The following is a 17,699-nucleotide window of genomic DNA, read 5'->3' on the forward strand; positions in this document are numbered from 1 at the left end:
CAGCCTAGCCTGCCGTCAGCGACGTCGCCACTGCGGCAAGCCGATCAGCACCACCGCGCCCACGATGACCAGCATGGCCAGCATTTCCGCCGGACCGATCCGTTCACCGACGAACAGGGTACCCAGCAGCACCGCCACCACCGGATTCACATAGGCATAGCTGGTAGCCGCCGCCGGCCGTACCCGGCCCAGCAGGTAGAGATAAGCGCTGAAGGCGATCAGGGAGCCGAACACCACCAGATAGCCCAGCGCCAACCAACCGCCCAGGGCTGGCCAATGCTGCAGCCGCTCGCCACTGAGGTAGCTGGCGCTGAGCAATACAGCGCCAGCTACCAACATTTCCACTGCACTGGCCATAGCCCCGCGTGGCAACGGCAGGTAGCGACTCCAGATCGAGCCGAAGGCCCAGGCCGCCGCGGCGAGCAGGATCACCGCAGCCCCGAGCGGCGTGGCGCTCATGGTGTCGCCCAGATTGAGCAGCGCGATCCCTACCAGCCCCAAGGCGATACCGGCCCATTCCAACAGGGTATTGCGCTGCCCCCAGAGCAGGCCGAACAACAGGGTGAACAGCGGGACCGTGGCGATCGACAAGGCCGCGATGCCGGAGGTCACACCCCAATGCTCGGCCAGGGTCACGCCGCCATTGCCGACGCCCAGCAACAGAATGCCGATCACCGCGGCAGCCGCGGTCTCGCGCACCGTCGGCCAGGGCGCTCCCCGCAGGCGCAGCCAGCCGAGCAGCAGACTCCCGGCGATGAGGAATCGCAGCCCCGCCATCAGCAGCGGTGGCCAATGGGCCACGCCGATACGGATCACCAGATAGGTGGAACCCCAGACCACATAGAGGGCGAAAAAGGCCGCTAACAGTGGCAGCCAACTGGGCAGGCGCGGCGCGATGCAGGGCGAGGCGGAGGTGTCCATGCGCGAGAGATTCCTGGTAGGTCAGGCTGACATTGTAGGAGCGAGTGCCAGGACGGCTAAGATACAGTCGGGAGAGAAAGGGCCTGAGCAGGCTTTGATTCGGCAGACTTTAAGGACAAGGACCTTCGATTCGAAGGCAGGGAATGGGACATGGACCATATCGATCGACGCCTCATCGACCTGCTGCTGGTGGAGGGCCGCGCCAGCTACGCCGAACTGGGCCGCCGCCTGGGTCTCTCCGCGCCGGCCATCGCCGAGCGCATCGCCAAGCTTGAGGACGCCGGCGTCATCACCGGCTATGGCGCCCGTATCGACCGCCGCGCCCTGGGCTACGGCACCGAATGCCTGATCTCGCTGCGCTTGCACAGCACCAGCCAGGGGCCGTTGCTGAAGAAGCTGGAAGCTCTGCCCCAGCTCCTCGCCTGTCACCGGGTCACGGGCGAGGACTGCCTGATGCTGCGCGCCGCCGTGCGCGACATGGCCGAGCTGGAAGCCCTCATCGACACCCTTACCACATTCGGCATGAGCCGTACCGTGGTGGTGCTATCGACGCCCTTCGAGCGGCCGCTGCCGCTCATCTCCACCTAAAGCCGCGCACAAAAAAGCCCTGGAGCCTTGCGGCGCCAGGGCTGGCTGGGCGCGACGACCTAGATAAAAGAGTCGTCGTCGCCACCGTCGTCGAAGAAGCCACCACCGCTGGTATCGCCATAGTCGGCGGCATCCTGGAAGCCTCCGTTATCCTGATAGCCCCCGGCGTCCTGGAAACCGCCGCCATTGTCGTAGCTGGCGTTATCCGCCCAGCCACCCTGGGAGCCGGCGTCGGCCAGGCCCTGGTCGGTCGCTGGTGTCTCATTGATGACGTTGACGATCTCCTCGGGCTGCGAATGATGGAACAACCCCGAGATCGCCTGGGCGGCGAGCATCCCCCCGGCTACCCCGGCGGCAGTCTGCAAGGCGCCGCCCATGAAACCACCCATGCGCGACGGTGCGGCCTGAGGCGCACCATAGCCCGGTGCAGGCTGGGCGTAGCCCGGATTGGGCTGACCGTAGCCCTGACGTGGCGCCGCCGGACCGGGATCGTTCCAGCCGCGAGAAGGCGCCGCATTGGCAGGTGCCGGGCCACTGGCTGGCTGATTGCTGCTGCCGCCGAACAGGCTGGAGAGAAAGCCGCCACTGCCAGGGCGATTCTGCTGAACCTGGGCCATCTGGCTTTCCAGCTCCTTGACGCGCTGGTCCAGCCGCTTGATGGCGGCTTCCTGGATCAACATCGCCTGAGCCATGTAATAGGGCGCCGCGGGCTGGTCGCGCAGACGCTGCTGGATCAGCGCCTCGGCTTCCCGGTCGCGGGGCGCGGTTTGCGCTTCGGTGGTCTTGAGACGGTCGAACAGACCCTCGATCAGCTGGCTTTCTTCGCGTTGCATGATGACCCTCCCGCAGACGGTCTACTGACGGCGTTCCCCCGGGAACGGCCTGGATACTGAAAGGCGCAAGCGATGCGCTACTAGCCAGATAATGACGAAGGGTCGCCATTTCAAGATGGATCCGCACGGTGTTCAGCGTAGATTCAGCCAGACACCGCACGTCATCCCCCTATCTGAAGAGACGTCTCGCCATCGAGTTCCGAACCGCTGCCCACAACTGGACAATCGGCGGGTGCTACGGGAGTCTGGTCGTTTTTCAAAGAGACTCGGTCATGACTCCACTGCTCATTTTGATCGACCAGCAACAGGGCATCCGCGCCCCGCACCTGGGGCCACGCAACCATCCCGATGCCGAGCGGCGGATAGCTGAACTGCTGGCGGCCTGGCGCCAGGCCCGGGCCCCGTTGTTACATGTCCGCCATCTGTCGCGCGATCCGCGCTCGGTGTTCTGGCCAGGGCAGCCCGGGGTGGAGTTCCAGCCGGCCCTGGCGCCGCTGCACGGCGAGCCGGTATTCGACAAGCAGGTCCCGGACGCCTTCGCCAACAGTGGCCTGGAACGCTGGCTGCACCAGCGCGGTATCCACTCACTGCTGATCTGTGGCGTGGCCAGTGAGAATTCGGTGGAAGCTACAGCGCGCAGCGCCGGCAATCTGGATTTCACCACTTGGGTCGCCGAAGACGCCTGCTACACCTTCGCCAAGACCGACTTCTCCGGTCGGCCGCGCAGCGCCGAGGAGGTCCATGCGATGGCCATGGCCAATCTGCACGGCGAATACGCCACCGTCACCTCCAGCGCAGCCATGCTCGAACGTCTGCGGACGAACGGGTCGCCCTGCTAGACTGCCCTCCTGCCCGCCTGGAAGAGCTGCATGAACCCTGTCGATATCCTGCGCGACTCGCTGTCTTTCTTTGCCCGCAACCTGCGGCCCCTGGCCGTCCTCACCCTGCCCTGGCTGCTGCTCGAAGCCCTGCTGCGCTATCAGGTACTAGAGCGGTTCGGCGTGACCAATGGGCTGTGGGACATGCTGGTCAGCCTGCTCTGCTATCCGCTGTACACCGCCGCCCTGCTGATCTTTCTGGAGGCACGTACGCAGGGCACCACACCGCGCCTGAGCGGTGCCTGGGGCGCGGCGCTGCTGCTCTGGCCACGCTTCGCCCTCCTCGCGGCCTTGACCTCGGGGCTGGTGATGCTGGGCTTTTCGCTGCTGATCGTGCCGGGCTTTCTGATCATGGCCAAGCTGGCCTTCGCCGAGAACCTGCTGGTGCTGGAGGGACGGGCGCCGCTGGATGCGCTGCGTGGCAGCCTGCGCCTGAGCCGTGGGCACTTCTTCACCCTGCTGGCATGCATCCTGGCCACGGTGCTGCCGGCCTGGCTGCTCGACGCCTGGATCACCCGGCATTTCGCCGAGGACGCAGCGCTGGAGATCGTACTGCAGACCCTTTCAGGCTTCCTGCAGCTGATCCCCAGCATCGCCGTCTACCGCATCTACATGCTGGTCAGGCAGGACGCCTGACCAGGCACTTCACCACATCAGGTCGTCCGGCACCTGGTAGGCGGCATAGGGATCGTCCGGATCCGGCTCGCCGCTCTGCACGTTGAGCAGTACCACCCGCTTGGGATCGCGCTCCTGGATACGTTCGGCGGTGGCGCGCGGCACTACCTCGTAGCGACCCTCGTAGCGCACGATGGCCAGACTGCCCTTGCTGAGCTTGTCTCTCATCATGACGTTGACCGACAGGCGCTTGACCTTCTTGTCGTCGACGAAGTTGTAGTAGTCCTCGGTGGTCAGCTTGGGCAGGCGGCTCGTTTCGATCAGCTGCTTGATCTGCGCCTGCTCGGCCTTGCGCCGCTTCTTGTCTTCCTGAGCACGATTGAGCTCCTGGTCCTTGGCCAGTTTTTCCGCCTGGGCCTGCTGGACGGCCAGCTCCTGGGAGCGGTCCTTTTCCGTCTGCCCGCGATGCTCCATGCGGCTCTGTTTCTGCTTCTGCTTGACGGCCTGCTTGGCCTGCTTTTCATTGACCAATCCGGCTTTCAGCAGCTGGTCGCGTAGGGACATGCTCATCGATACGACTCGTCTAGATCATCCAAGGGGGCACGGCTCGGGAGCGGCCGCGCGCCAGGGTGTCCATCCTGCGCAGCCGACGAAGCGAGTGCAAGCCTTTCCCGGGGGTGAAATAATGCAGTCATGACCTATCCGCCCCTGGTTCGGGCGCTGCCGATCAGAATTTGTCCATGATTACCTTCGCGATCGTCCTGCTCTTCGTCGCCAGCGTGCTCTTCGTCCACCTTCGCGGACGCGCTCGCCTGCCCTTCCTGCGCCAACTGGTCAACCACTCGGCCGTGTTCGCCCCCTACAACGCCCTGATGTACCTGTTCTCCAGCGTCCCGTCCAAGCCCTACCTCGATCGCAGCCGCTTCCCGGAGCTGGACGTACTCAAGGACAATTGGCAGGAGATTCGCGTCGAGGCCTTGCGGCTGTTCGACGAGGGCTACATTCGCGCCGCGGAAAAGGACAACGACGCCGGCTTCGGCTCCTTCTTCAAGAAGGGCTGGAAGCGCTTCTACCTGACCTGGTACGGCGAACCGCTGCCCTCCGCCCAGACCCTTTGCCCGCGCACCGTCGAACTGGTGCGGCAAATCCCCAACGTCAAGGGCGCCATGTTCGCCCTGCTACCAGGCGGCAGCCATCTGAATCCGCATCGCGATCCTTTCGGCGGCTCGCTGCGCTATCACCTGGGTCTGGCCACGCCCAACTCGGATGCCTGCCGCATCTATGTCGACGGCCAGCCCTATGCCTGGCGCGATGGCGAGGATGTGATGTTCGACGAAACCTATGTGCACTGGGTGAAGAACGAGACCGACCAGACCCGGGTCATCCTGTTCTGCGATGTGGAACGGCCATTGCGCAACCGTCTGCTGACGCGCATCAACCAGGCAGTCAGCCGCTTCCTGGGTAGTGCCACAGCGCCGCAGAACGTCGAAGGCGAACGCGTAGGCGGCATCAACCAGGCCTATGCCTTCAGCAAGAGATTCGGTGATCGTATCGGTGGCGGCGTGAAGAAATTCAAGCGGCGCCATCCCAAGGCCTATCGCATCGCCAAACCGGTGCTGGCCGTGCTGGTAGTGATCGCGCTCTACCACTGGATCGTCAGCTAAGGCGGCGATCCTGCGCAGGCGGCGTCAAAGGCAGATTAGCCGGAGCGCTGCTGGCGCTGCCGATGCAGCCGGGCTACCAGCTCGGCTTCGGCCTGGGAGAGGCCACAGGCCTGGGTGAGATCGTCGGCGCTGGCGCCCAATCCCACCAGGCGCGCAGCCTGGGAAAAGGACAGACTGGTAGGGTCGCTCTGCTCGATCTGGGTCAACCGATCAGGCAAGGGCGCCACCACCTTGGCCAGTCCCTGCACCTGCTCACCCATGCGCACCTGCCCGGCCTGGTAGGTTTCCAGGCGCTTGAGCAGAATCTGCATACGCTTGTCGACAAGGGCGTCCCGCTCAACCTGTTTCGCTACCTGCTGCTGCTGGCGTTGCCAGAGCAGCCAGCAGCAACCACCGAGGCCGGCACAGGCCAGCCCCAGCGCGACGCTGAGCAGGATCAGCCCGACGAGCATCAGATGCTTTCCAGCTCCGACCACTCTTCTTCGGTCATCAGCTTGTCGAGCTCGACCAGGATGAGCAGCTCGCCGTTCTTGTTGCACACGCCCTGGATGAACTTGGCGGATTCGTCATTGCCGACGTTCGGTGCGGTCTCGATCTCCGACTGCCGCAGGTAGACCACCTCGGCCACGCTGTCGACCAGAATACCGACGACCTGCTTGTCGGCCTCGATGATGACGATACGGGTGTTGTCGGTCACTTCGGTGGGTAGCAGACCGAAGCGCTGACGGGTGTCGATCACCGTCACCACGTTGCCGCGCAGGTTGATGATGCCCAGCACATAGCTCGGCGCACCGGGGACCGGAGCGATTTCGGTATAGCGCAGGACTTCCTGGACCTGCATCACGTTGATGCCGTAGGTCTCGTTATCCAGGCGGAAGGTAACCCATTGCAGGACCGGATCTTCGGAACCCTGTGCGGACGTTTTTTTCATGTTCCCTAGCCTCGTCAAATACCGCACGTGCGGCGAAGCGGGCGAACCCGCTGGTTAGTTGCGGCGGGCAGCCCTAGCGACGGCCACCCACCACCTGTTCAGCGAGCGCCGCCACATCCAGCAGCGCACACATCTGATCGATCACCGTACCGGCCAGCCAGGGCCGGGTAGCGCGCTGATTCCGCCATTTGACCTCGGCGGGATCCAGTCGTACCGAATGGCTGACGCCATGCACGGCCAGGCCCCAGTCCAGACCTTGCAGCGATATCACGAATTTCAGGCCCTCACGGTAGTCGTCACGGTAACGTTCGGGCATCACCCAGCGCGCCGCATCGAGAACGCGCAGGTTACCTGCCTGGCAGGGTAGCAGGCCCAGGAACCAGTCTGGCTGACCGAACAGCGGCGTCAACTCTTCGTCGGCGAGTGGGTAGATGGAGCCCAGGCAGACCAAAGGCGCGGCCAGGGTCAAACCGGCGACGTCGAACAACAGGCATTCGAAGGGTTCCTCGCCCCATTCGGGCCGGCCCTCCAGCGCTACGCCACCGGGCGGTGCGCCGCCGACCAGCAGTGACGGCGAAGGCACATTGCCCACGGCGATGCCTTCCACGATGGGACGCGGCGGCTCGGCGACCGGGGCCAGTTCAGGGACGCGCCAATCCAACTCGATATCGGTGTCCGGCGCCGCCACGGGCAGGGTCACTGGCAACAGGACCTCCGCCGGGGAGCGCTCGGCCAGCGCAACGCCTGCGCGGCGTGCGGTCAACGGCACGACCCGGGGCTGTCGCGCGGCGTCGCGCTCGAGCTCTTCGCGCACGGCGGCGGCGAACTCGTCTTCGCTGACGCTGGCGATCGGCTCTGCGGGCACGACCACGGGCGCCACGGCAGGCGCGACTTCAGCGGTCGGCAGCTCCAGGAACGCATCCAGCAGCAGGGCATCGAGATAGCCCTGAAGGACACGCTGCGGACGATTGTCGAGGGACGTCGGTTGGCTCATGGCGATCTACGTGGGTGGGTTGTCCAGCCTATCGGCTGGAAGGATGGAAAACTTGAATCAGGCGACCTGGCTACTGGGCGCCCCTTCGAGCAGATGCCGTAGCAGCGCCCGGTAAGCGATGACACCGCGGCTGTTGAGTTCATAGCGTGACGGCACCTGCCCGGAGCGACTGGCATCGCGCAGCCGGGTATCGATGGGAATGAAGGCCTGCCACAACTGCGCGGGATAGGTATTGCGCAATACCTTCAACGTCCCGATGGAGGCCTGGGTACGGCGATCGAACAGGGTCGGCACTATGGTGTAGGGCAGCGCCTGCTTGCGCGAGCGGTTGATCATGGTCAGGGTGTTGACCATGCGCTCCAACCCCTTGAGTGCCAGGAATTCGGTCTGGGTGGGAATCACCAGATGCTGACTGGCCGCCAGAGCGTTGACCATCAACACCCCAAGCAGCGGTGGGCTGTCGATCAGCACGTGGTCGAAGTCGTTCCACAGTTGCGCCAGGCTCTTGGAAATCACCAGGCCCAATCCGCTCTGCCCAGGCGACTGGCGTTCCAAGGTAGCCAGGGCGGTACTGGACGGCAGCATCGACAACTGCGGATGGCTGGTCGGCAGCAGCAGACGCTTCGGCAGGCCTTCCGGGACCTGACCACCGTGTTGGAACAGGTCGAACACGCTGTGCTCGAGACTGTCCGGATCCTGACCGAAATAGCTGGTCAGGGAACCATGGGGATCCAGGTCCACCAGCAAGACGCGCTTGCCTTCATCGCCTAGCAACCCGGCGAGGGCAACGGTGGTGGTGGTCTTGCCCACCCCACCCTTCTGATTGGCGACAGCCCAGACTCTCATGTGCAGACTTCCTCCCGACGACATGACCGACCGGGTCAAGGGGCCGGCACAGAGGCCGGCGACGAAGATTTGACAGGCGCCCCCTTGGGCGTCAGCTCTCCAGGCGATGCTGCAGATTGTGTGCCAGTCGACGAATTTTGCAAGGTGCTCTGTGGCCGGAACAAGTCTAGATTGCGCGAGATCAGCAGAACCACCCGCCGATTGCGGGCTCGGTTGACGTCACTGGTGTTGTCGACCACCGGCTGATAGGCGCCATAGCCCACCACGGCCAAGCGCTGCGGGGCGATGCCATTGCCAATCAGCAGCCGCACGATACTGGCGGCCCGGGCCGCTGATAGTTCCCAGTTGGTGGGATACAGCGCCGTGCTGATGGGACGGTCGTCCGTGTAGCCCTGTACCTGGATTGGATTTTTGAACGGCGCCAGAATCTTGGCCACCTTTTCCATGAGGCCAAAGGCGGGATTGCTCGGCAGAGAGTCACCGCTGGCAAAGAGCAGGTTGGAGCTGAGCTCGATTTCCAGCCACATCTCACTGGCCTTGATGTTCAGTTGGTCGCCGGCGATGAGATCGCCGAAGGTGGATCGCACGCTGTCGGCGATCTGCTGCAGCGGATCGCTAGGCGTGCCCTTGGCGCTCTGGGCGGCGCTGGTGTCCATTACCGCAGGCGTCGTTCCTGCCGGACGCTGATCGCCGAGGGTGATAGGTTTGAGCGACCGCTCTGGCTGGCTGAAGATGCCTGACAGGCTGTCCGAGAGCACCTTGTACTTGCTCTCGTTCAACGAGGAAATGGAATACATGACCACGAAGAAGGCGAACAACAGGGTGATGAAGTCCGCGTAGGAGACCAGCCAGCGTTCGTGGTTCTCGTGCTCTTCGGGACGGCGGCGGCGAGGCATGCGGCGCTCTCCTAGTCCAGGAAACCTTGCAGCTTCATTTCGATGGACCGCGGATTCTCGCCTTCGCCGATGGACATCAGCCCTTCCAGCAGCATTTCCCGGTAGCGGGACTGCTGCTGGGCCAACGCCTTGAGCTTGTTGCCGATGGGCAATAGCAGCAGGTTGGCAAAGGCGACGCCATAGATGGTGGCGACGAAGGCCACCGCGATGCCGCTACCCAGCTGTGAGGGATCGGCGAGATTCTGCATGACGTGGATCAGGCCCATCACCGCACCGATGATGCCGACCGTGGGCGCATAGCCGCCCATGGCTTCATAGACCTTGGCGGCGGCGATGTCACGATCTTCCTGGCCGTAGAGGTCCACTTCCAGAATGCTGCGCAGGGTCTCAGGCTCAGTGCCGTCCACCAGCAGCTGCAGCCCCTTGGCGGCATAGGGATCGGCCTCGCGGGCGACCAGGGGCTCGAGACCCAACAGGCCTTCCTTGCGCGCCACGTTGCTCCAGTTGACCACCTTGCGAATGCCACCGGTGAGGTCCAGCGTTGGCGGCACGAACACCCACCCCAGCATGGTCAGGGCGCGGCGCAGCACCGGTAGCCGGGTCTGCAGCAGCACGGCACCGAGGGTCCCACCCACTACGATCAGCGCCGCCGGACCATTAGCCAGGGCGGCGAAGGAGCCGCCCTCCAGCAGATTGCCGCCCATGATGGCGGTGAATGCCAGCAGGATGCCGATAAGGCTGAGGACGTCCACGCTCAATGCCCTTCTGGCGAATGAACGCCTGCCGTCACGAACAGGCCTCGGTCAGGTGCCTGCCGATGTCTTCCAGGCCGTAGATGGCGTCGGCCAAGTTGGCCTTGGCGATGGCCATCGGCATCCCATAGATGACGCAACTGGCTTCGTCCTGGGCCCACACCTGGCTACCGACCTGCTTGAGCATCCGCGCGCCTTCGCGACCGTCGGCGCCCATGCCGGTCAGGACTACCGCCAGCACCTTGTCGGCGTAGGCCTTGGCGGCGGAGCCGAAGGTCACATCGACACAAGGCTTGTAGTTGAGGCGTTCATCACCGGGCAGGATCTTCACCATGCCGCGGCCGTCCACCATCATCTGCTTGCCCCCGGGCGCCAGCAGCGCCAACCCCGGACGCAGCTGATCGCCGTCCTCGGCTTCCTTGACGCTGATACGGCAGAGCTTGTCCAGACGCTCGGCGAAGGCCTTGGTGAAGGCGGCGGGCATGTGCTGGATCAGCACCAGCGGCGCCGGGAAATTGGCTGGTAGTTGGGTCAGCACTCGCTGCAGGGCCACTGGGCCGCCGGTGGACGTACCGATGGCCACCAGGCGGTAGTGCTTGCGCTTGGGCGGCGGCGAGACCGGAGCGGCGGGCGCATGCGTGGACTGAGCGCTGCTGGGTGCAGCCGGACGCGCTGCAGGCCGAACGGTCGCCGGAGTGGCAGCCGAGGCGCTTGTAGGAGTTGCCGGCGCGACACTGGGCGCCACCGCGAAGCGGCGATTGGAACGGGCGATATGGTGGATCTTCTCGCACAGCAGCTTCTGCACACTCGCCGGATTGCGCGAGATGTCCTCGAAATTCTTCGGCAAGTAGTCGACCGCGCCAGCATCCAGGGCATCCAGGGTGACCCGGGCGCCTTCATGGGTGAGCGAGGAGAACATCAGTACCGGAGTCGGGCACTTCTGCATGATATGGCGGACGGCAGTGATGCCGTCCATCATCGGCATCTCGTAATCCATGGTGATGACATCGGGCCGCAGTGCCAGGGCCTGATCGACCCCCTCACGCCCGTTGCTGGCCGTGCCCACCACCGAGATGTTGGGGTCGGCCGCCAGGATTTCCTTGAGCCGACGCCGGAAGAAGCCGGAATCGTCTACCACCAGTACTTTTACCGGCATACCTTGAAACTCCTAACCTGGGGCGGCTCAGGCCACCCGATGGCGCCGGGCACAGGACCCGACGCCGCTCGTACCTGGCCGACTCAGAGCCCGCGACGGGCGTAGCGCTTGAGCATGCTGGGTACATCGAGGATGAGCGCGATGCGGCCGTCGCCAGTGATGGTCGCCCCCGACATGCCGGGCGTGCCCTGCAGCATCTTGCCGAGTGGCTTGATGACCACCTCTTCCTGGCCCACCAGCTGATCGACCACGAAGCCGATACGCTGGGTGCCGACCGAGAGGATCACCACGTGCCCCTCGCCCTGCTCCACGTGGGCTGCACCAGGTACCAGCCAACGCTTGAGGTAGAAGAGCGGCAGTGCCTTGTCGCGCACCACCACCACTTCCTGGCCATCCACCACGTTGGTGCGGGACAGGTCGAGGTGGAAGATCTCGTTGACGTTGACCAGCGGGAAGGCGAAGGCCTGGTTGCCCAGCATCACCATCAGCGTCGGCATGATCGCCAGGGTCAGGGGTACCTTGATGACGATCTTGGAGCCCTGGCCCTTGGTCGAGAAGACGTTGAGGGTACCGTTGAGCTGGCTGATCTTGGTCTTGACCACGTCCATGCCCACGCCGCGGCCGGAGATGTCGGAGATCTCGGCCTTGGTGGAGAAACCCGGGGCAAAGATCAGGTTGAAGCACTCGGTCTCGGTCAGGCGATCGGCCGCGTCGCGGTCGAGCAGGCCCTTTTCCACCGCCTTGTTACGCAGCAGATCCGCGTCCATGCCCTTGCCGTCGTCGGAAATCGACAGCAGGATATGGTCGCCTTCCTGCTCGGCGGAAAGCACCACGCGTCCGGCGCGGGACTTGCCGTTGCCTTCACGCTCGGCCGGCCCCTCGATGCCATGGTCGACCGCATTGCGCACCAAGTGCACCAGCGGATCGGCCAGGGCCTCGACCAGGTTCTTGTCCAGGTCGGTTTCTTCACCGACCAGCTCCAGATTGATCTCTTTCTTCAGGCTGCGCGCCAGATCGCGGACCAGGCGCGGGAAGCGGCCGAAGACTTTCTTGATCGGCTGCATTCGGGTCTTCATGACCGAGGTCTGCAGATCCGCGGTGACCACGTCGAGGTTGGACACCGCCTTGGCCATGGCCTCGTCGCCGCTGTTCAGGCCCAGGCGTACCAGGCGGTTACGCACCAGCACCAGTTCGCCGACCATGTTCATGATCTCGTCCAGCCGCGCGGTATCGACCCGCACGGTGGTCTCCGCCTCGCTGGTGGGACGCTCGCCTGCCGCGGCAGGTGCCGCCGGCTTGGGCGCAGCGACCTCGGCGGCCGGTTTCGGTGCCGGTGCTGGGGCCGGGGCCGGAACGGGCTGAGGCGCGGCGACCGGTGTCGGCGCAGCGGCAACCGGTGCAGCTACGGGCTCGGCGGGGCCACTGAACCTGCCCTTGCCATGGAGTTCATCGAGCAGGGATTCGAACTCGTCATCGGTGATCTCATCACCACTCGCCGCCGCCGGAGCAGCCGTGACGGGTGCCGATGCGGCCGGCGCAGGAGCCTCGTTCGCGACGAACTTGCCCTTGCCGTGCAGCTCGTCGAGCAGGGCTTCGAATTCGTCATCGGTGATCTCGTCGCCACCCGTGGCGGCTGGCGCAGGTGCCGTGGCAGCCACCGGAGCCGCCGCTGGCGCCTCGTTGAACTTGCCTTTGCCATGCAGCTGATCGAGCAAGGCCTCGAATTCGTCGTCGGTGATGTCCTCGCCACCGGCGGCACTGGCGGTTTCCGCAGTGGCCCCCTGGTCGGCACCCGGCTCGCTGCCTAGGGCATCGAGCAGGTTTTGGAAATCGGCATCGCTCAGTTCCGGCTCGGCAGCCGCCGCGGCGGTCGGAGCGGGCTCTGCGGCAGCGACCGGGGCAGCAGCCACGGGCGCAACCGGAACCGGCGCCGGCTCACTGCCGGCGGGTTCGGCCAGGCGGGCCAGGGCCGCCAGTAATTCAGGCGAGGCCGGGGTCGGCTCTTCGCGTTCACGGACCTGACCGAACATTTCGTTGACGGAATCCAGTGCCTGCAGCACTACATCCATCAGCTCGGCATCCACGCGGCGTTCGCCTTTGCGCAGGATGTCGAACACGTTTTCCGCGATATGGCAGCACTCGACCAGGGTATGGAGCTGCAGGAAACCGGCACCGCCCTTTACGGTATGGAAGCCACGGAAAATGGCATTCAGCAGATCCATGTCATCCGGGCGGCTTTCCAGCTCGACCAATTGTTCGGACAACTGTTCGAGAATCTCGCCGGCCTCTACCAGGAAATCCTGGAGGATTTCTTCATCGGCGTCGAAGCTCATTCCTGCACTCCCCAAGAGGGTCTGGGTCAAAAGCCCAGACTGGATAGAAGATCGTCGACGTCGACCTGAGCGGCCACGACGTCTTCACGCTTATCGGCATGAATCTGCGGACCTTCACCCTTCATCGTCTTTTCTTTTCGATTCTGTTCGATCAGCGCGGTGTGATCGTGACTGAAGCCGGTATAGCGATCGACCTGACTGGCCATCATCACCAGCTTGACGAGGTCTTTCTCGATCTGCCCGACGAGATTGACGACCCGCTTGATCACCTGACCGGTGAGATCCTGGTAGTCCTGCGCGAGGAGAATGTCGTTGAGCTTGGCCGACAGCTGCTCGGCACTGCTCTCGCTGTGGCTGAGGAAGGCGTCGACGCGCTTGGCCAGTTCGCGGAATTCGTCCGCGCCCATTTCCCGGCGCATGAATTTCTTCCAGTCGGCATGCACGGCACGGGCCTCGTCGCCGAAGTTGCCTACCAGCGGTGCGCTCTCCTCCACCAGATCCATGGTCCGGTTGGCGGCGTTCTCGGTCATCTTCACCACGTAGGAGAGACGATCGGTGGCATCGCTGATCTGGGAGACCTCTTCGCCGGCCATGCCGCGCGGATCGATCTCGAAGTTGACGATGGCATTGTGCAGCTCGCGGGTCAGCTTGCCGACTTCCTGGTAAAGACCCCGGTCACGCAGTTGATTGAGCTCATTGATAACATGCACGGCCTGGGTGAAATCGCCGCTTTCCAGGCATTTCACCAGCTCTTGGGCGTGCTGTTTTAGATTCGACTCGAAGTCGCTGAAGCTGTTGGTGCCAAGCTGATCCATAACGTCCCCGCGGCTTTCTTCAGCCGTTCACCCGCTCGAAGATCTTGTCGATCTTTTCTTTCAGCACCTGGGCGGTGAAAGGCTTGACCACATAGCCATTCACGCCGGCCTGAGCGGCTTCGATGATCTGCTCACGCTTGGCCTCGGCGGTCACCATCAGCACCGGCAGGGTCTTCAGGCGCGCGTCGGCGCGGACCTGGCGCAGCAGGTCGATGCCGGTCATGCCAGGCATGTTCCAGTCGGTGACGAGAAAATCGAAGTTGCCGCTCTGCAGCATCGGCAGTGCGGTATTGCCGTCGTCTGCTTCGGCGGTATTGGTGAATCCCAGATCGCGCAGCAAATTCTTGATGATGCGTCTCATCGTGGAAAAATCGTCCACGATGAGGATTTTCATGTTCTTGTCCAAGTCGACCTCCGTCCTAATCCGCACACACGCCACAAGGCGCGTCTAAGCAATCGTAGTAGCCTGAGTACCAGCCGGTTAACGCGAACGCCATTCCGCCAGCCGCGCCCGCAGGCGTGCCGCGCATTGACTGTGAAGTTGGCAGACACGTGACTCGCTCACACCCAGCACCTCGCCGATTTCCTTGAGGTTGAGTTCCTCGTCGTAATACAGCGAGAGCACCAGACGTTCACGCTCCGGAAGATTGGCGATGGCCTCGGCCAGGGCCTTGCGGAAGCGCTCGTCTTCCAGACCGCGACCGGGCTCGAGTTCATGCGAACCACTCTCCTCGAGCCCATGCTCACCACCCTCCATGAGGTCGTCGAAGCTGAACAGGCGACTCCCCATGGTGTCGCCAAGGATGCCGTAGTACTCATCCAGACTCAATTTAAGTTCGGCCGCGACTTCGGAATCTTTAGCGTCACGACCAGTGCGCGCTTCCACTGCCCGAATGGCGTCGGTGACCATGCGCGTGTTGCGGTGCACCGAGCGCGGCGCCCAGTCGCCCTTGCGGACCTCATCGAGCATGGCACCGCGGATGCGGATGCCGGCGTAGGTCTCGAAGCTGGCGCCCTTGCCGGCGTCGTATTTGCGCGAGGCCTCCAGCAGACCGATCATGCCGGCCTGCATCAGATCTTCGACCTGTACGCTCGCCGGCAGGCGCGCCAGGAGATGGTAGGCGATGCGTTTCACCAACGGCGCGTAGCGGTTGATGAGCTGCTCCTGCTGGGTACGTTCCGAGGTTTTGCTGTACATGCGAAGCCCGCTGGATGCTGTCATGCGTGGGTACCGATGGCTGGTTGCACAAGGCGCTCGACAAAGAACTCGAGATGGCCGCGCGGATTGGCGGGCAGCGGCCAGCCATCGACTTTCTGAGCCACCGCACGAAAGGCCAGTGAGGCCTTGGCACGCGGAAAGGCTTCGTACACGGGGCGCTGTTTCTGTACCGCTTTGCGCACCGCTTCATCGAACGGAATGGCGCCCACGTATTGCAAGGCGACATCCAGGAATCTGTCGGTCACCTTGGTCAGCTTAGCAAAGAGATTGCGGCCTTCCTGGGGTGTCAGCGCCATATTCGCCAACACCCGGAAACGGGTGACGCCATGGTCGCGATTGAGCAGCTTGATCAGGGCGTAGGCATCGGTGATGGAGGTGGGCTCATCGCACACCACGACCAGGACTTCCTGGGCGGCGCGGACGAAGCTGACCACCTGGTCGCCGATGCCGGCAGCGGTATCGACGATGAGCACGTCGAGGTTCTCGCTGATGTCGCTGAAGGCCTGGATCAGACCGGCATGCTGGGCCGGCGTCAGATTGACCATCGCCTGGGTGCCCGAGGCTGCCGGGACGATGCGGATGCCGCCCGGCCCGTGCAGCAGCACGTCGCGCAGCTCACACTCGCCGGAAATGACGTCGGCCAGGGTGCGCTTGGGCGACAGCCCGAGCAGAACGTCGATGTTGGCAAGGCCCAGGTCGGCGTCGAGCAGCATGACGCGCCGCCCGATATCGGCCAGGGCCAAGGCCAGGTTGACCGACACATTGGTCTTGCCGACACCGCCTTTACCGCCCGTGACCGCTATGACTTGGACGGGATGCATGCTACCCATTGCCTGATACCTTTGATTGAAATCCGTCACACTTTAGACCAAGTGCATTTGGCGTGCCCAGGCATGCGATGCACCACTACCGTTCGTCGGCGCTAACCGGCGCGGCGGGCATTGCTCTGATACAGGCCGGCGAACATGCCGGCCATGGTTTCTTCGCTCGGCTCTTCGGACGCCTGCAGGCTCACAGCGCGGCTCACCAGCTGGTGGCTGCGAGCCGGATGCAGATCGTCCGGGATGCGCGGACCGTCGGCGATGTAGGCCACCGGCAGGCGCTGGCTGATGGCCAGGCCCAGGGCTTCGCCGAGGCTGGCGGCCTCGTCCAGCTTGGTCAGCACGCAGCCGCTCAGGCCGCAGCGCCGATAGCTGTGATAGGCCGCCTTGAGCACCTGGCTCTGGCTGGTGACACCCAGCACCAGGTAATTGCGAATCTTCAGCTGGCGGTTCGCCAGGGCTTCGAGCTGCGCCTTGAGCGCCGGATCGTTGGCGGGCATGCCCGCGGTATCGATCAGCACCAGACGCTTGCGTGCCAGGGGCGCCAGGGCCTGCGCCAGGGACTGGCCCGGATCGACCAGGGTCACCGGTACGTCGAGGATGCGGCCCAGGGTCTTGATCTGCTCCTGGGCACCGATGCGGAAGCTGTCCATGCTGACCAGCGCCAGACTCTGGGGACCGTACTTGAGCACGTAGTTGGCGGCGAGCTTGGCCAGGGTGGTGGTCTTGCCCATTCCGGCCGGGCCGACGAAGGCGACGATGCCGCCCTCCTCCAAAATCTTGGCGTCAGTGGTCTTGGCCAGCTGGGCGAAGTTGGCCAGCAGCATGCGCCAGGCATGGCGCGGGTCCTGGATCTTGGCCACGCTGTCGAGCAGGTGGCGGGCCAGGTCGGCCGGCAGCCCCATGCGTTGCAGACGGCGCCAGAGGCCGGCCTGCTCCGGACGGGTGGACTGCACCTGCGTCCAGGCCATGGAGCCCAGCTGGACTTCCAGCAGTTCACGCAGGCCACTGAGTTCGCTGCGCATGGCTTCCAGGGCGCGGCGGTCTTCCGATGCGGCGCTGGCGGCAGCTGCCGCAGCAGCCGGTTGGGGGGCACGCGGCGGGGCGATCACCGGCTCGCGACGACTGTCGGCGGCACTGATGGCGCCGAGCAGCTGCTTGTCCTTGGGCGCGGCCGAGGGCACGCCCGGCGCGCGGATGCTGAGGTCGGCATGGGCCTGGGCGATCTTCGCATGTGTCTTGCGCAACTCCGCCTGCAGCTCCGCGTTGGGCGCAGCCGGTGCCGGAGCCTGGTAGTCCAGCGCCGCGGTCAGCTCGACCCCGCCGGCGACCCGGCGGTTGCTGAGGATGGCGGCATCCGGGCCCAGCTCGTCGCGTACCAGCTTCATGGCTTGACGCATATCGGCAGCGAAGAAACGTTTGACTTGCATGATCTAG

At 64.3% G+C, this 17,699-nt stretch carries 20 protein-coding genes; 4 read left to right on the top strand and 16 right to left on the bottom strand.

The window, feature by feature from the left end; translation table 11 throughout:
* Window positions 1–15: 15 nt before the first annotated feature.
* Window positions 16–921: a drug/metabolite exporter YedA gene (gene yedA, locus APT59_RS14590; protein ID WP_059315525.1), complete on the bottom strand. Its 906-nt coding sequence runs from the start codon at window positions 919–921 to the stop codon at window positions 16–18.
* Between the two features lie 150 nt (window positions 922–1,071).
* Here yedA and APT59_RS14595 point away from each other — a divergent pair, with 150 nt between their 5' ends.
* Window positions 1,072–1,509, top strand: a complete 438-nt coding sequence (locus tag APT59_RS14595; protein WP_059315526.1) for an Lrp/AsnC family transcriptional regulator — start codon at window positions 1,072–1,074, stop codon at window positions 1,507–1,509.
* A gap of 59 nt (window positions 1,510–1,568) precedes the next feature.
* Here APT59_RS14595 and APT59_RS14600 read toward each other — a convergent pair whose 3' ends face one another.
* Window positions 1,569–2,342, bottom strand: coding sequence for a DUF2076 domain-containing protein (locus APT59_RS14600; RefSeq protein ID WP_059315527.1), 774 nt, complete (start codon window positions 2,340–2,342; stop codon window positions 1,569–1,571).
* 272 nt (window positions 2,343–2,614) lie between these two features.
* Between APT59_RS14600 and APT59_RS14605 the strand changes: the two genes are divergently transcribed.
* Window positions 2,615–3,181, top strand: a complete 567-nt coding sequence (locus tag APT59_RS14605; RefSeq protein WP_059315528.1) for a cysteine hydrolase family protein — start codon at window positions 2,615–2,617, stop codon at window positions 3,179–3,181.
* 30 nt (window positions 3,182–3,211) lie between these two features.
* Window positions 3,212–3,856, top strand: a complete 645-nt coding sequence (locus tag APT59_RS14610; RefSeq protein WP_059315529.1) for a YciC family protein — start codon at window positions 3,212–3,214, stop codon at window positions 3,854–3,856.
* 9 nt (window positions 3,857–3,865) lie between these two features.
* Here the strand turns inward: APT59_RS14610 and APT59_RS14615 are convergent, their stop codons facing one another.
* Window positions 3,866–4,405: a DUF2058 domain-containing protein gene (locus APT59_RS14615; RefSeq protein ID WP_059315530.1), complete on the bottom strand. Its 540-nt coding sequence runs from the start codon at window positions 4,403–4,405 to the stop codon at window positions 3,866–3,868.
* A gap of 170 nt (window positions 4,406–4,575) precedes the next feature.
* Here APT59_RS14615 and APT59_RS14620 point away from each other — a divergent pair, with 170 nt between their 5' ends.
* Entirely contained in the window at window positions 4,576–5,499 is a 924-nt protein-coding gene (locus tag APT59_RS14620; protein WP_059315531.1) for an aspartyl/asparaginyl beta-hydroxylase domain-containing protein, read from the top strand.
* Between the two features lie 35 nt (window positions 5,500–5,534).
* Here the strand turns inward: APT59_RS14620 and APT59_RS14625 are convergent, their stop codons facing one another.
* From APT59_RS14625 to flhF, 13 genes are all read right to left on the bottom strand, one after another.
* Entirely contained in the window at window positions 5,535–5,951 is a 417-nt protein-coding gene (locus APT59_RS14625; RefSeq protein ID WP_059315532.1) for a DUF2802 domain-containing protein, read from the bottom strand.
* Complete coding sequence (locus tag APT59_RS14630) at window positions 5,951–6,430, bottom strand: chemotaxis protein CheW (RefSeq protein WP_007160357.1); 480 nt, start codon at window positions 6,428–6,430, stop codon at window positions 5,951–5,953. Before APT59_RS14630 ends, APT59_RS14625 begins: the two co-directional genes overlap by 1 nt.
* Window positions 6,431–6,503: 73 nt before the next feature.
* Window positions 6,504–7,424: a chemotaxis protein CheW gene (locus tag APT59_RS14635; protein WP_059315533.1), complete on the bottom strand. Its 921-nt coding sequence runs from the start codon at window positions 7,422–7,424 to the stop codon at window positions 6,504–6,506.
* 57 nt (window positions 7,425–7,481) lie between these two features.
* Window positions 7,482–8,270 carry a ParA family protein gene (locus APT59_RS14640; protein ID WP_059315534.1) on the bottom strand — a complete coding sequence of 263 codons (789 nt, stop codon included), beginning with the start codon at window positions 8,268–8,270 and terminating at the stop codon, window positions 7,482–7,484.
* A gap of 35 nt (window positions 8,271–8,305) precedes the next feature.
* A complete protein-coding gene (gene motD, locus APT59_RS14645) occupies window positions 8,306–9,166 on the bottom strand; it encodes a flagellar motor protein MotD (protein ID WP_059315535.1) in 861 nt (286 codons plus the stop codon).
* 11 nt (window positions 9,167–9,177) lie between these two features.
* Entirely contained in the window at window positions 9,178–9,918 is a 741-nt protein-coding gene (locus tag APT59_RS14650) for a flagellar motor protein (protein ID WP_059316913.1), read from the bottom strand.
* Window positions 9,919–9,952: 34 nt separating this feature from the next.
* Entirely contained in the window at window positions 9,953–11,074 is a 1,122-nt protein-coding gene (locus APT59_RS14655) for a protein-glutamate methylesterase/protein-glutamine glutaminase (RefSeq protein ID WP_059315536.1), read from the bottom strand.
* An 83-nt stretch (window positions 11,075–11,157) separates the two neighbouring features.
* Window positions 11,158–13,407 (bottom strand): chemotaxis protein CheA, encoded by a 2,250-nt coding sequence (locus APT59_RS14660; protein ID WP_059315537.1) that lies wholly within the window; start codon window positions 13,405–13,407, stop codon window positions 11,158–11,160.
* A 26-nt stretch (window positions 13,408–13,433) separates the two neighbouring features.
* Window positions 13,434–14,222, bottom strand: coding sequence for a protein phosphatase CheZ (locus tag APT59_RS14665; RefSeq protein ID WP_059315538.1), 789 nt, complete (start codon window positions 14,220–14,222; stop codon window positions 13,434–13,436).
* 19 nt (window positions 14,223–14,241) lie between these two features.
* On the bottom strand, window positions 14,242–14,616 hold the full coding sequence (locus APT59_RS14670) for a chemotaxis response regulator CheY (RefSeq protein ID WP_169853335.1): 375 nt from the start codon (window positions 14,614–14,616) through the stop codon (window positions 14,242–14,244).
* Between the two features lie 87 nt (window positions 14,617–14,703).
* Window positions 14,704–15,444: an RNA polymerase sigma factor FliA gene (gene fliA, locus APT59_RS14675; protein ID WP_156428962.1), complete on the bottom strand. Its 741-nt coding sequence runs from the start codon at window positions 15,442–15,444 to the stop codon at window positions 14,704–14,706.
* Window positions 15,441–16,271 carry a flagellar synthesis regulator FleN gene (gene fleN, locus APT59_RS14680; RefSeq protein ID WP_059315540.1) on the bottom strand — a complete coding sequence of 277 codons (831 nt, stop codon included), beginning with the start codon at window positions 16,269–16,271 and terminating at the stop codon, window positions 15,441–15,443. Before fleN ends, fliA begins: the two co-directional genes overlap by 4 nt.
* Window positions 16,272–16,363: 92 nt before the next feature.
* Window positions 16,364–17,692: a flagellar biosynthesis protein FlhF gene (gene flhF / locus APT59_RS14685; RefSeq protein WP_059315541.1), complete on the bottom strand. Its 1,329-nt coding sequence runs from the start codon at window positions 17,690–17,692 to the stop codon at window positions 16,364–16,366.
* Between the last annotated feature and the right edge of the window lie 7 nt (window positions 17,693–17,699).

The sequence above is a fragment of the Pseudomonas oryzihabitans genome (assembly GCF_001518815.1).
Lineage (GTDB): Bacteria > Pseudomonadota > Gammaproteobacteria > Pseudomonadales > Pseudomonadaceae > Chryseomonas > Chryseomonas oryzihabitans_E.

Coding starts and splice junctions, on each gene's coding strand:
- yedA (WP_059315525.1), bottom strand. CDS start 921: ATGGACACCTCCGCCTCGCCCTGCATCGCGCCGCGCCTGCCCAGTTGG.
- APT59_RS14595 (WP_059315526.1), top strand. CDS start 1,072: ATGGACCATATCGATCGACGCCTCATCGACCTGCTGCTGGTGGAGGGC.
- APT59_RS14600 (WP_059315527.1), bottom strand. CDS start 2,342: ATGCAACGCGAAGAAAGCCAGCTGATCGAGGGTCTGTTCGACCGTCTC.
- APT59_RS14605 (WP_059315528.1), top strand. CDS start 2,615: ATGACTCCACTGCTCATTTTGATCGACCAGCAACAGGGCATCCGCGCC.
- APT59_RS14610 (WP_059315529.1), top strand. CDS start 3,212: ATGAACCCTGTCGATATCCTGCGCGACTCGCTGTCTTTCTTTGCCCGC.
- APT59_RS14615 (WP_059315530.1), bottom strand. CDS start 4,405: ATGAGCATGTCCCTACGCGACCAGCTGCTGAAAGCCGGATTGGTCAAT.
- APT59_RS14620 (WP_059315531.1), top strand. CDS start 4,576: ATGATTACCTTCGCGATCGTCCTGCTCTTCGTCGCCAGCGTGCTCTTC.
- APT59_RS14625 (WP_059315532.1), bottom strand. CDS start 5,951: ATGCTCGTCGGGCTGATCCTGCTCAGCGTCGCGCTGGGGCTGGCCTGT.
- APT59_RS14630 (WP_007160357.1), bottom strand. CDS start 6,430: ATGAAAAAAACGTCCGCACAGGGTTCCGAAGATCCGGTCCTGCAATGG.
- APT59_RS14635 (WP_059315533.1), bottom strand. CDS start 7,424: ATGAGCCAACCGACGTCCCTCGACAATCGTCCGCAGCGTGTCCTTCAG.
- APT59_RS14640 (WP_059315534.1), bottom strand. CDS start 8,270: ATGAGAGTCTGGGCTGTCGCCAATCAGAAGGGTGGGGTGGGCAAGACC.
- motD (WP_059315535.1), bottom strand. CDS start 9,166: ATGCCTCGCCGCCGCCGTCCCGAAGAGCACGAGAACCACGAACGCTGG.
- APT59_RS14655 (WP_059315536.1), bottom strand. CDS start 11,074: ATGCCGGTAAAAGTACTGGTGGTAGACGATTCCGGCTTCTTCCGGCGT.
- APT59_RS14660 (WP_059315537.1), bottom strand. CDS start 13,407: ATGAGCTTCGACGCCGATGAAGAAATCCTCCAGGATTTCCTGGTAGAG.
- APT59_RS14665 (WP_059315538.1), bottom strand. CDS start 14,222: ATGGATCAGCTTGGCACCAACAGCTTCAGCGACTTCGAGTCGAATCTA.
- APT59_RS14670 (WP_169853335.1), bottom strand. CDS start 14,616: ATGAAAATCCTCATCGTGGACGATTTTTCCACGATGAGACGCATCATC.
- fliA (WP_156428962.1), bottom strand. CDS start 15,444: ATGACAGCATCCAGCGGGCTTCGCATGTACAGCAAAACCTCGGAACGT.
- fleN (WP_059315540.1), bottom strand. CDS start 16,271: ATGGGTAGCATGCATCCCGTCCAAGTCATAGCGGTCACGGGCGGTAAA.
- flhF (WP_059315541.1), bottom strand. CDS start 17,692: ATGCAAGTCAAACGTTTCTTCGCTGCCGATATGCGTCAAGCCATGAAG.